The organism is Lactobacillus sp. HBUAS51381 (assembly GCF_012641095.1).
Lineage (GTDB): Bacteria > Bacillota > Bacilli > Lactobacillales > Lactobacillaceae > Levilactobacillus.
This window is the reverse complement of sequence record NZ_JAAVSC010000048.1, coordinates 1-12,122: the sequence shown is the minus strand read 5'-3', so window position 1 is coordinate 12,122 and position 12,122 is coordinate 1. Positions and strand designations below refer to the sequence as shown.

Sequence of the window (12,122 nt, the reverse complement as noted above, 5' to 3'; positions counted from 1 at the left end):
GTACTCACGATGGATGTTAAATCTAGCTTGAGTGAATTCACAAAGTCGGGGGGGGGGGGCATCTAATGCTCGCCAACGCTTTTCAGTATGCCCGTGAACAAAGGTTAGCCGTCGTTGCACCGAACTTTCCTAATCCAGAAGATTTGAAATCACTTGTGAATTCTAACGTGTTACGGCGCTTCATTGCGTCTCTAGCCAATCAATCGCGGGATGTCTTATTCATTATCACCACTGACTCGGAATCTGCGAATGCACTATCAAGGCGGATGAAGTTCAATAAAATCATTGAATTGTAGTACAAGAATAGACGCGACTCGGTGGGTTCAGGGGAACCGCTAAGCCGCGTCTATTTATTTGCTCATCAAGCATCTCACTCACACTTGATGGATGATACGTTATAGCTCTGTCAGGCTATAGCTAAATCTTCTTCCAAATGCCTAGCGCTTTCCATAACAAAATGATTACAAATTTATTCATTGCCTACTTTTCTTCAGGTTCGGTAAGAATCTACTGGTCGGCAAGCACAAGCTATACATTGATTTTCAATCAATTGATTATCGAATAACGATATTATATTATTTAAGTTGAATAATCGTCTAAGGAGATGACGTCACATGGACGTTGAACCATTCTGGCAGGCCTTTAAAGCCCGCCATCCCGAAATTACCACTAACCATCACGACACCTACGCCATGGGCAGCACCGATGAAAGTGCCACGTTACTGGCCCATCTCATCGCGGTTGGCACCAAGACGGCCACCACTTCCGCACTGGACCTCTACGAACCCAACGAACCGCTCCCCTTCGTTGGCGAATACAACGTGATTCTTGATGGACATGGCCAACCCGTCTGCGTGACCCAGACCAAGGTTGTTGAGACCATCCCCTTTGATCAAGTCAGCGCCGAGCACGCCTACCACGAAGGCGAAGATGACCGGACATTGGCCACGTGGCGCCGCGAACACCGGGCTTTCTTCCAGGCCGCCTATCGTCAAATGGGCCGGGAGTTTAACGAGCAGATTCCCTGTTACTGTGAGGTTTTTGAACGAATTGACTAAAAAATGCCGCCCAAATTGGGCGACATTTTTTTGGTTAAACCAATTTATCTAAATGCTATTGTCCGCATTACTGACCTCGGTGTATCCGCTAAAGGTCAACATTTTCAAGTCACCATTTGTGGTGAGGCGACTTGTAAGACTCACGCTTTCGGGGCGGCTTGCAAGCGAACTGAAAGCCCACCCTTTGCTGGAAGTGTCCCCCACAGCAGGCGAAGCCCTGGCAGGCACATGCTACGGTTTGAAATTCACTTAATTGAAGTAGGTTAAATCCGAAGCCAGCGTTGGGTAAGCCGTAATCGTTTGGCTGATGTCAGCGCTACTCATGTGGTTCGTGGTGACGAAGTCCAGGTAGTTAATGACCTGTTCCGCCTCCGTACTCAGAACCGATGCGCCAACAATGCGGCCCGTTTTCTTCGCCACGACGACTTTAATTCTGGCGTGGGGGTCTTGAATTCGTTGATAACTGTACCAGTGCGTCAGGTCAAGATCGTTGACCTGATAGCGATCGGTGTCCTGTGCCGCTTGTGCCGGTGTCACGCCGAGTTGGGCCAACTGCGATTTTCCATAGACTACCGAGGGAATCACCGGGTATACGATATCCGGTACATCCGGCTGCGTCAGCACCTGTGTTAAATACCGGCCTTCAAAGCCAGCCACGGGCGTTAACTTCGGTTGAGGTCGATCGACAACATCCCCCAAAGCGAAGATGTGGGGATTCGTCGTCTGCAACTGACCATTCACGGTAATCCCATGAGGCGTGGTGGCCACGTGTACGCGGTCCAAATGGAGATCGTCGACCATGGGCCGTCGACCAGCCGTCGCAAACACCATCCCCGTGGTCCAACTCTCCCCGGTGGCCGTCGTCACCTTAAATTGGTCATCGGCGGGGGCCACCGCGGTAATGTCCGTGTTCAATTGCACATCGACGCCGTCTGCCTTCAGGCGATCCAGCAGGTCTTTGACGAGGTCCCCATCAAAGGCACGCAACGGACGGTCGCTGTGGTGAATCAGGTGCACGCGACTGCCGGCCGCGCTGGCAATGGCGGCCAATTCCACGCCCACGTAACCCGCACCCATCAGCGTGATGTCGGCTGGCAAGTGATCGAGGTCCAAGAATTCATTGCTCGTATTCAGCCACTGGGCCCCTTCGATTTGGGGGATTCTTGGCGTCTGCCCGGTCGCAATCAGCCAATTGGCCGCCGTTAACGTTTCCGTACCCACGGTTAGCGTCCCATCCGCGTTGAAGCTGGCGGTCCCGTGGAAGGTGGCAATCTTAGTCGCAACCAGTCCCTGCTTGGTACCGGCCGGAATTTTTTCCGTATACGCCCGCTTAGCCGCCATTAAGGCCGGCCAATCGATCTGTGGAACGCTGGTTAGACCATGCCCTTGCAAGGCCTCCGCACGCCCCTGTGTTTCCACAGCGGCCATCAGAATTTTCTTCGGGTCACAGCCACGATTTGGACACGTGCCGCCCCAAAGATCCCTTTCAACCACGGCAACGGTCATCCCTTGGGCCTGTAAGCCATATGCAGCGGCTAAACCACCGGGGCCACCACCAATCACAACACTATCGAATTCTTGCATCCGCCTAAACCTTCCCTTCTTAGAATCACCATGCTTGAGCAAGTCCACTGATGAACAGTTGGCTTGCCCAGACGGCTAAACGGTGCGGGATCGCGGTAACAACACTCGTCACCCAGCGGTTCCACTAACCGTAAACTTACAGTTAATTCTAGCACGGAATATCCGTTTCGCCAGTCAATTTGCTTACGCCCGACCGTGGCGTTTTACCCGTCGGAGATTCAAGGCAATGTACCCGACAATCACGATTCCCGTGACCAAATAGACCGGTCCGGCCGGCAAATGTTGGAACAAGACCCCATAGGCCACCGTCCCCAGCGGTAGTGCCAGTTGCATCAACGTCGAAAAGGTCGAGCCCACCCGTCCCAGTAAAGCCGTTGGGACCGTCATCTGCATATAAACGGACATGGGCGTGTTCACAAATGCCAGGGTGACGCCAATAACTAAGGCAATGCCAATGAGACTAGTCATCAGTAGCGTTGCGGTCAGCGGCGCGATAAAGATCCCCCCAATAACCGCAATCAGCCCGCCGATGACCATTGATAACCGTAAGACGGCCAGTAAGACATTTTTAAATCGAGGCAGGACGGACAGGACGAGATTACCCAGTAGGACGCCACCGGAAAAGGCACTCAGAATCCAGCTCAACCGCGTATTTCCAAGATGAAGTGTCTGCACAATGGCGTAGGGCAGTCCCACGTCAATCGACGCGAGTAGGAAGTTTAAAAAGATCCCCATCGTCACCACTGACAGCAACGTAAAATGATCGTGAATGTACCGCAGTCCCACCTGAAATTGGGCCCACTGTCCCTTGACTGGCACCGGTTCGTCTGCCGTGCTGACTAGCGGATGGAACCGCATGCTCAGCGCAATCAGCCAGGTGAGCATGTCAGCCACGATTACAACCCGCACGATACCCAAAAATCCAATCCACCCATACAACATGGCGGCTAAGACGGGGGCAACCAACTGAATGCCTGCGGTTGCGGCCTGTTCAATCGTCGCCAACGTCTTGACGTGATTGTCGTTGACCAGCTCGTGGACGGCCGCCGTAAAGGTCGTGTTGGTCACCTTGTCACAACTGGCAATCATGACGATTAATAGGATGGCTAACACCATCGGGGCGTTGATCCGCGTGGTAAGCCAACTGTACAGCACGAAGGCCAAGATGGCGACCAGCTTGCTTCCGAGAATCAATGACTTATGGGGCCGCCGATCCACCAGATTTCCCACCGGCATGACCAACAATAGGCCCACGACCGGATAGATGATGGCCCCCAAGCCAAAGCTAATCGCCGAATGCGTGCGGTGCAGGAGCATCAGGCCCACCGCAAAGCTAAACGTATCACCGCCTAACGTCCCAATAATGTCACTACTGGCGGCCTTCACAATTTGAATGACCGACTGCCGATTACTAATCTGCGTGATCATGAGCGACATCACTTCCTTTCTGGATATTATCTGAAGGTTGAAAGATAGAAAACAGCTAGAGTCCTTGGTGTGACAAGAATAGCAACCATTATAAGATGATAGTTGCGTACCGGCTGCCTTACCGTTTGCCAAATTTGGTCTGGATCGCGGTGGGCAGGACGGGAAAAGCCAAAGTGCTGTCTTTTCCCTCGCTTTGAGCCGTCAGCCCGCGTCTCAGGCCGCAGGCGGTCCCCACAGCGTCGGAATCTCTGGTAGCCGCAGGTGGTCGTTGATGATTAATTTTATGGCGATAAGCCTTGTCAGCTGGGGACTAGAGCATGTTCGTGAGCTTTCAACCTTTAGATTTTATTATAATCGTCATTAATGATCGACAGGCGTATAATATGGGGCATATTTGCCACGTTCAATACGGAGGAAAAAACATGCAACCAATCGGGATCACACTCAAACAGATTCGCCAATCCAAGGGATTCACGCAACGGGAAGTGTACGGCAACATCCTGTCCCGTTCGTTTGCCAGTCGCCTAGAGCGCGGCCAACACGATGTCACCGCAGAACGGCTCTTTCAGATTCTCGACCGGCTGGGGGTGAGTGCCAACGAGTTTCGCTTCATGCAAAATAACGACCAACCCACCGCCAGTGAACTCGCACGCAGTCAGGTCATGCTAGCCTATGATCAACAAAACTTTCCGCGCATTGGCCACCTCGCGACTCACTACCTACAGAGCACCAATCCCGCGGAGCGCCGGATTGGTCTCATGGCTACCATTCTCATTACGGCCTTCGACCAACGCGGGGTCGTGATGACTCCCGCCATGACGCAGCTTTGGCAACAGTTGACGTTGACGAAGACGTGGACCCTTCAGGACCTAACCTTTGGCTCGGTGATTTTCGTTCTGGCCGTCCAGCAAAAAGCCTCCCTCCCGGCCACGATTCGTAAATACCATTTGGCCTGTGAACGCTACGTCTCGGCGGTGGCTGACCCCTTTCACGTCATGGATACTCGGGCATCCTTCGATCTGGTCGCCCTACAACTGTTGCTTAGCCAAAAGCAATACACCGCCGCTCAGAACTTTAAACGCCAATTTACCGCTGGTCACACCATCCATTTCACCAACGATGGCATCCTTGAACAAACCCTCTCCCTGTGGCTTTGGGAAAGTTATTTTGGCGATCCGCTCGTCGCCACCCGCTTAGAACGCAACCTGCGACAGCTACCACCTTCTCGCTTCAATTTGACCGTCGGCACACTCTTAGCCATTTGGGGCCGGCACGCGACGGACTACCATCAGACCCATTAAGCTGTGCTAAACTAATCTCGACACCTTATTTAGAGAGGAAGACCACCATGACTTTCTATACTTATCATTACCTGACCACCCAGCACAGTACCTGGCAATATGTCCGCATTGGACTGCTCATCGCCCTGCTGGTCGTCTTTATTGGCTTATTTGCCTACTACTTACGGCACCAGTGGAACGTGAAATACAAGGACCTGAGTGTGATCACAGCCACGTTATTATTGTTGGTGCTGGGTCTACAAATCAATAGCCTGGTCTCGCTTCAGTCCGCTTCCAAACAAACCGGGCAGATCACGGCGACCGTCCAACAGGTGGCTCACCACCTCAAGGTCAAACCGGCGAAGGTGAGCGTCAACGCCACAACGACCGGAACGGACCTCCTCGTCAAATCACCCAAGGGGTTCTACCGCTTAGTCTTCAGCTCGGATGGCGCTAGCTTTGTTCTGGAAAAAATCACGCTCGAAAATCCCCAAATTAAGTTGGTAAAGGAGTAAATCATGTTTATCTATTCAGACGTTTTTATTAAATTAGTCGTAGGTTTCCTTTTTATGACGGTATTGATCAACTTTTCTGGCAAGGGGAACCTCGCCCCCACCTCAGCCATCGATCAGGTCCAGAACTACGTCTTAGGGGGGATTGTCGGTGGGGTCATCTACAATTCATCCGTCACACTGCTCCAATTCGTCCTCGTCCTCCTCATCTGGTCGCTGTTGATTCTGGTTACACGCTACCTGAAGATTCACGTCCGCGTCATCGGGAAATTCATTGATGGCGGCCCGATTACAGTCATTCGTGATGGCAAACTGCTCGTCCACAATTGCCTGAAGGCGAATTTGTCCGCCAAGGAAATCGACTTTAAACTCCGCACGGCTGGTGTCTACCAGATTGCGGAGGTCAAACGGGCCATCGTCGAACAGAACGGTAGCTTAACGGTCCTACGCCAGGGGGACGGCTCCATCCGCTATCCGATTATTGTGGATGGTCAGATCGACCAAGATGTCCTTGAGCTGATGAACCACGATGAGCCGTGGCTACTCGACCAACTGGCCCAGCGCGGCGTGCAGAATATTCGCGACGTCTACATGGCCAAATATGAAAATCATCAATTCGAGATCACCCGGTACGATGAGGCCTAACGTGAATTTCGACCACTGTGCAGTTAGATTGTCCACTTATTGTTTAACCCCATCCGTGGTATCCTGAGAGTAAAGTCACCAAGGAGGGACGGAAGATGGCCGCAGATCAGTTACGAGAACAGTGGCAAATTTATAATCGGCAGCTCCAGCGAATTGGCACCCGGCGGCGAGAAGAGACACTGGCACCGGGTGAATATCATCTGGTGGTCAATGCCTTTATCTTTAATCCGGCGGGCCAGGTGCTGCTACAACAGCGCTCCCCTGATAAGCTCTACTTCCCCAATTACTGGGATTCTTCGGTGGGCGGTTCCGTTCAGGCGGGTGAAACCATCATGACCGCCATGCACCGCGAGATTGTCGAAGAGATTGGCTGGGATGTGCCGGTTACCGCAGCCAACAACTACCTGCTGACACCGCACGCCCACTGGGTTAGCGCCTGGTTTGTCTTTCAAACACACCGCCCGGCAGCGGCCTTTACGGTACAGCAATCGGAGCTTCAACAGGTGGCCTTCTTCGACCGGTCGGTGGCCCACGATCACCTGACCCAGATTGGCTTTGATCCCTATACGGTTGAACTCGACCGTGCTTGGCAACATTTACAAAAACACCAGTAAAAAAGCGGGAATCTCGCCAATTTCAGGCAAGGTTCCCGCTTTCGTGATCAATTATGACGTCCCCAAACGTTCATCACGATCATTAAGATTTTGATTGACCGTCAGGCGCACCAGCCGGCAATCGTAATGCTTATTTTTTCCTAACTCCCCCTCTTGATCGTTCTTACACTTTGACCGATTTCAAATTAGTCTGTGGTCGGCTAAAACGGATTGTCTAATCCTGCTAAAGACGAGCTAAGACCAATTTACATCTCATGTTATCGTACGCATCTATTCTGCTAACTGGTTATTTCGAATGAAGCTTACCGCCGCTTACGTGTGAGCCGCCAGCCGCCCAGAACCAGACTTCCCAGCAGGGCGCCGAGCCAAGCCAGCTTGGACTTCTGTTCACCCGTTTGGGGAAGACTTCCAGTCCCTGTGCTACCGGACCCACTGTAGCCGCTTGAATGACCGAGGTCCGTTACGCCAGCATCACCGCCAGCACCACTTCCCGTATAGTCCGAACCGGAACCATACCCTGATCCCAAGTCATCACTGTCGTCGGCGCTGTCGGAAATCTCATCATGAGCGCCGCCGCTGGTCAAACCACCGGTAGAGCCCGTGGATGCTTCATCGTTGGCACCAGTCGTTTGATCCCCAGTCGTGCCTTGCCCATTGGTGTCAGTGCTACCACCTGTCGAGCCTGAACCATTACCGGTATCAGAGCCACCAGTGTTATTACCATTACCAGTTCCGTTGCCGTTACCAGTGTTATTACCGGTATTATTACCGTCACCAGTTCCGTTACCGTTGCCGGTGTTATTGCCATTACCAGTTCCGTTGCCATTGCCGGTGTTATTGCCATTACCAGTTCCGTTACCGTTGCCGGTGTTATTACCATTACCAGTTCCGTTGCCATTGCCGGTATTATTGCCATTACCAGTTCCACTGTCATCTTGGTTGCCGGTATCACCGTCGCTACTACCATCCGAACCGTTGCCGTTCGTGTCGCCGTCGCTACTACCGTCAGAACCGTTGCCGTTCGTGTCGCCGTCGCTACTGCCGTCGGAATCGTTGCCGTTCGTGTCGCCGTCGCTTCCACCATCGGAATCATTTCCGTTCGTGTCGCCATCGCTACTACCATCCGAACTATTTCCATCGGTGTCGCCGTCGCCACTGCCGTCGGAATCGTTGCCGTTCGTGTCACCATCGCCACTACCGTCAGAGCCATTTCCGTCTGGGTCGCCATCGCTACTGCCATCAGAACCATTACCGTCGGTGTCGCCATCGCTACTGCCATCGGAACCGTTGCCGTCGGTGTCGCCATCGCTACTGCCATCGGAACCGTTGCCGTCGGTGTCGCCATCGTTACTGCCATCGGAACCGTTGCCGTCGGTGTCGCCGTCGGAATCGTTACCGTTCGTGTCGCCGTCGCTACTGCCGTCAGAACCATTGCCGTCTGAGTTGCCATCGCTACTACCGTCAGAACCATTGCCGTCGGTGTCGCCATCGCCACTGCCGTCGGAATCGTTACCATTGGAGTCGCCATCGCCACTACCGTCAGAACCGTTACCGTCTGAGTTGCCATCGCCACTGCCGTCAGAACCGTTACCGTCTGAGTTGCCATCGCCACTACCATCGGAACCGTTGCCGTCTGAGTTGCCATCGCCACTACCGTCAGAACCATTACCGTTGGTGTCGCCATCGCTACTGCCATCGGAATCATTCCCATTGGTGTCGCCATCGCCACTACCATCCGAGCCATTCCCGTCGGTGTCGCCATCGCCACTACCATCCGAGCCGTTGCCGTCCGAGTCGCCGTCGCCACTACCGTCCGAACCGTTACCGTTCGTGTTGCCGTCGCTACTGCCGTCAGAACCATTACCGTCGGTGTCGCCGTCGCTACCGCCGTCGGAATCGTTACTGTTCGTGTCGCCATCACTACTACCGTCGGAACCGTTGCCGTCTGAGTCGCCATCGCCACTACCATCGGAACCATTTCCGTTCGTGTCGCCATCACTACTACCGTCGGAACCGTTGCCGTCTGAGTCGCCATCGCCACTACCATCGGAACCATTTCCGTTCGTGTCGCCATCGCTACTGCCATCGGAACCGTTACCGTCGGAGGTGCCATCGCTACTGCCGTCAGAACTGTTGCCGTCTGAGTCGCCATCGCCACTACCATCGGAACCATTTCCATTCGTGTCGCCATCACTACTACCGTCGGAACTGTTACCGTCTGAGTCGCCGTCGCTACCGCCGTCGGAATCGTTACCGTTCGTGTCGCCGTCGCTACTGCCGTCAGAACCATTTCCGTTCGTGTCGCCATCGCTACTACCATCAGAACCGTTGCCGTTGGTGTCGCCATCGCCACTACCGTCCGAACTATTTCCGTCAGTGTCGCCATCGCTACTACCATCGGAGCCGTTACCGTTCGTGTCGCCGTCGCTACTACCGTCGGAATCATTCCCGTTCGTGTCGCCGTCGCTATCATCACCATCGGAACCACCGGCGCCTCCATCACCGGCGTCCGACCCAGAATCGTTATCTTCACTATCAGACCCCCCAGTTCCAGGACCTGTACTTGTGCCATTATCGGAATCACTATCGCTACCATGATCGCCCGATTCATCCGAATCACTACTGTTCACATCGCCGTCGGAACCATTCCCGTCGGTGTCGCCGTCGCTACTACTGTCAGAACCATTCCCATTGGTGTCGCCATCGCTACTGCCATCGGAGCCATTCCCATTGGTGTCGCCGTCGCCACTGCCATCCGAACCATTCCCGTCGGTGTCGCCGTCGCTACTACCATCGGAGCCGTTACCGTCTGAGTCGCCGTCGCTACTACCATCGGAACCGTTGCCGTCTGAGTTGCCGTCGCTACTACCATCGGAGCCGTTACCGTCTGAGTCGCCGTCGCTACTACCATCGGAGCCGTTACCGTCTGAGTCGCCGTCGCTACTACCATCGGAGCCGTTACCGTCTGAGTCGCCGTCGCTACTACCATCAAAATCATTGCCGTTGGTGTCGCCGTCGCTACTACCATCAGAATCATTGCCGTTGGTGTCGCCATCGCTACTACCGTCAGAACCATTCCCGTTCGTGTCGCCGTCGCCGTCCGAATCGTCATCTTCAACCGCCATATACACATGAACAATCTCACGCTCTTCGCTGGTAAATGATCCCGTTGCTTCCCCCTGCGTCTCTTTATGTTTATAGCCCTCGATCTCAGCCGGCTTTGATTCGTATTTTTCCCCGATACCACCGCTTAAAATGTCATCGTCCTTCAACTTTTTCCCATCGGCATCAACGTATGACACCTTAACGGGAGCAGGCGTGTTGGTAAATCGATAAGAATAAACATACGTCCAAAGAACATCGTTACTCTCGGGATCACGAATCTCCCCCAACATGGCATAGCGCTCGTCCGTTCCCACAAACAAAAGCGACCCATCGGTGAAGTTGTCACTTTCTTTAACCTTCTCTTGCGGCTTTAACTTGGCATACTCCAGCCCCTTCTCGCCATCTTCTGCGGCGTCCCCGGCACTAAACCGTGCTTTATAGAAGTGCTTAATCCCTTCGTAATCTCCGGTGGCCGCTGACCGCTGCTCTTCACTATATGAATGAATGGCGTAACGATTAAGCGGTTTCATCTGGTACCTTTCGCCATCAACCCAGGTCGTCTTGTTTGGCAGATTTCCCTTAAGCGTAGAACCATCGAGAGAGAGGCTCTTGGTGATTAACTGTCCCGCTCCCTTAAAGACATCATAGTCTTCGCCACGAATCGCAGAGAAATCTTCAATCTTGTTGTTCGAAACATCGAGATAATCCAACTTAGGTAAACCAGCGAGTGGATTAATATCTTCAATATTGTTATTCTTCAAGACCAGCTTTTTCAGGTTAACTAGGCCCCTCAACGTAACCAGGCTCTTAATCGTTCCCCGGGGGTTACGGCGGGGATGGATACCATAATCATTATTTCCCTTAGGATCAAAGTTCGTCACTGAACCATCGAGTTCAAGCACTTCTAAGTTCGGTGCGTATCTCAAAGCTGAGAGATCAAACCCCTTAGCCTGTTGGGTACCTACACTTCCGACCGTCTCTTTATCCAGAATTAAAACCTTTAAGTATTTTTTCAAGTCGGCTTGGGTAATGGATTCCTCGGTTTTCCAACTGCCCTTGTTGTATTTATTTAAACTGTTAAATACAATCGTCCGCAGTTCAGCGTTTCTAAACCACTCCATATTGGACGTCTTACGCGCCGTGTGTTCTGTCCGTACTTTCGCGTGAACTGTGGCTGTCTGTTCCGCGAAGATTCCCGTTCCAACTAAGGCAACTGCTGCGGTGAGCCAGAGACTCGTTTTAACTCGTTGTGTCATCTTCATTCTCCTTCAAATTTCCCTTAAATAATCTTGTTCTCTTGCCGGTAATCAATATACTATCAAGTTAACCAGCAAAAGAAAATAAAAAGTTGAAAGCCGATTCATAAATAGAACGCATTTCTACTAAGTTTGCACCGGGCTATGAAGAAACCCGATTAAACCGGGATTTAGAAGAATAAAGTATTTGCTTTGTTCGGTCTTAATCGATGACTAATTACCGAATAATTATGTACTGATCAAATTTAAAAATTTTGTTTATGTTTAATCCTGTAAAAGATGATATTAGGAAAAATTTTCATTATAATCCGTCATTTTAGCCATTAGCTTCAAGGTCTAGGCGTCATCTCGAACGCCGTTGAACGTTCCCAACCGATAATATTTTGAGGCAAGATTCACAAGCTGGCAATTTTCCCACGGATCAAGCTGCCTTGACTGTTAATTCTCCGCTTTTACTTTGTATCCAGCCAAAAATCAAAAAAGACGGTCTCCAAATTTGACCATTTTGTCTAAGTTAAAAAGACACTAGGCATGGACTACAGTAAGCACCGAGTAACTGACCGTATTGAATTGTAAATTAAAAAGAGATGGCCCGTCCTCGGTTTTTGAGGGCGGGCCATCTCTTCCATGCTTTAAGCGG

At 52.2% G+C, this 12,122-nt stretch carries 8 protein-coding genes; 5 read left to right on the top strand and 3 right to left on the bottom strand.

Annotated features, from left to right (window positions below; all coding sequences use genetic code 11):
- The first annotated feature begins 614 nt into the window (after positions 1-614).
- On the top strand, positions 615-1,058 hold the full coding sequence (locus HEQ50_RS11820) for an ASCH domain-containing protein (protein ID WP_168900706.1): 444 nt from the start codon (positions 615-617) through the stop codon (positions 1,056-1,058).
- Positions 1,059-1,307: 249 nt separating this feature from the next.
- On the opposite strand, the gene HEQ50_RS11815 is transcribed toward HEQ50_RS11820, so the two are convergent.
- Together HEQ50_RS11815 and HEQ50_RS11810 are read right to left on the bottom strand one after the other, a co-directional pair.
- Positions 1,308-2,642: an NAD(P)/FAD-dependent oxidoreductase gene (locus HEQ50_RS11815; RefSeq protein ID WP_168900705.1), complete on the bottom strand. Its 1,335-nt coding sequence runs from the start codon at positions 2,640-2,642 to the stop codon at positions 1,308-1,310.
- Between the two features lie 183 nt (positions 2,643-2,825).
- Positions 2,826-4,070, bottom strand: a complete 1,245-nt coding sequence (locus tag HEQ50_RS11810) for an MFS transporter (protein WP_168900704.1) — start codon at positions 4,068-4,070, stop codon at positions 2,826-2,828.
- A gap of 422 nt (positions 4,071-4,492) precedes the next feature.
- On the opposite strand from HEQ50_RS11810, the gene HEQ50_RS11805 reads away from it, so the two are divergent.
- From HEQ50_RS11805 to HEQ50_RS11790, 4 genes are all read left to right on the top strand, one after another.
- Complete coding sequence (locus HEQ50_RS11805; RefSeq protein ID WP_168900703.1) at positions 4,493-5,371, top strand: helix-turn-helix domain-containing protein; 879 nt, start codon at positions 4,493-4,495, stop codon at positions 5,369-5,371.
- Positions 5,372-5,418: 47 nt separating this feature from the next.
- A complete protein-coding gene (locus HEQ50_RS11800) occupies positions 5,419-5,865 on the top strand; it encodes a DUF3290 domain-containing protein (RefSeq protein ID WP_168900702.1) in 447 nt (148 codons plus the stop codon).
- Between the two features lie 3 nt (positions 5,866-5,868).
- Positions 5,869-6,507 carry a DUF421 domain-containing protein gene (locus tag HEQ50_RS11795; protein ID WP_168900701.1) on the top strand — a complete coding sequence of 213 codons (639 nt, stop codon included), beginning with the start codon at positions 5,869-5,871 and terminating at the stop codon, positions 6,505-6,507.
- A gap of 95 nt (positions 6,508-6,602) precedes the next feature.
- The gene (locus HEQ50_RS11790; protein ID WP_168900700.1) at positions 6,603-7,121 is read left to right on the top strand and encodes an NUDIX domain-containing protein; all 519 of its coding nucleotides are present in this window, start codon (positions 6,603-6,605) and stop codon (positions 7,119-7,121) included.
- Between the two features lie 302 nt (positions 7,122-7,423).
- Here HEQ50_RS11790 and HEQ50_RS11785 read toward each other — a convergent pair whose 3' ends face one another.
- Positions 7,424-11,482 carry a MucBP domain-containing protein gene (locus tag HEQ50_RS11785; protein WP_168900699.1) on the bottom strand — a complete coding sequence of 1,353 codons (4,059 nt, stop codon included), beginning with the start codon at positions 11,480-11,482 and terminating at the stop codon, positions 7,424-7,426.
- Between the last annotated feature and the right edge of the window lie 640 nt (positions 11,483-12,122).

Bases quoted from the DNA above. Each gene is read 5' to 3' on its own strand.
- HEQ50_RS11820 (WP_168900706.1), top strand. From the start codon at position 615: ATGGACGTTGAACCATTCTGGCAGGCCTTTAAAGCCCGCCATCCCGAA.
- HEQ50_RS11815 (WP_168900705.1), bottom strand. From the start codon at position 2,642: ATGCAAGAATTCGATAGTGTTGTGATTGGTGGTGGCCCCGGTGGTTTA.
- HEQ50_RS11810 (WP_168900704.1), bottom strand. From the start codon at position 4,070: ATGATCACGCAGATTAGTAATCGGCAGTCGGTCATTCAAATTGTGAAG.
- HEQ50_RS11805 (WP_168900703.1), top strand. From the start codon at position 4,493: ATGCAACCAATCGGGATCACACTCAAACAGATTCGCCAATCCAAGGGA.
- HEQ50_RS11800 (WP_168900702.1), top strand. From the start codon at position 5,419: ATGACTTTCTATACTTATCATTACCTGACCACCCAGCACAGTACCTGG.
- HEQ50_RS11795 (WP_168900701.1), top strand. From the start codon at position 5,869: ATGTTTATCTATTCAGACGTTTTTATTAAATTAGTCGTAGGTTTCCTT.
- HEQ50_RS11790 (WP_168900700.1), top strand. From the start codon at position 6,603: ATGGCCGCAGATCAGTTACGAGAACAGTGGCAAATTTATAATCGGCAG.
- HEQ50_RS11785 (WP_168900699.1), bottom strand. From the start codon at position 11,482: ATGACACAACGAGTTAAAACGAGTCTCTGGCTCACCGCAGCAGTTGCC.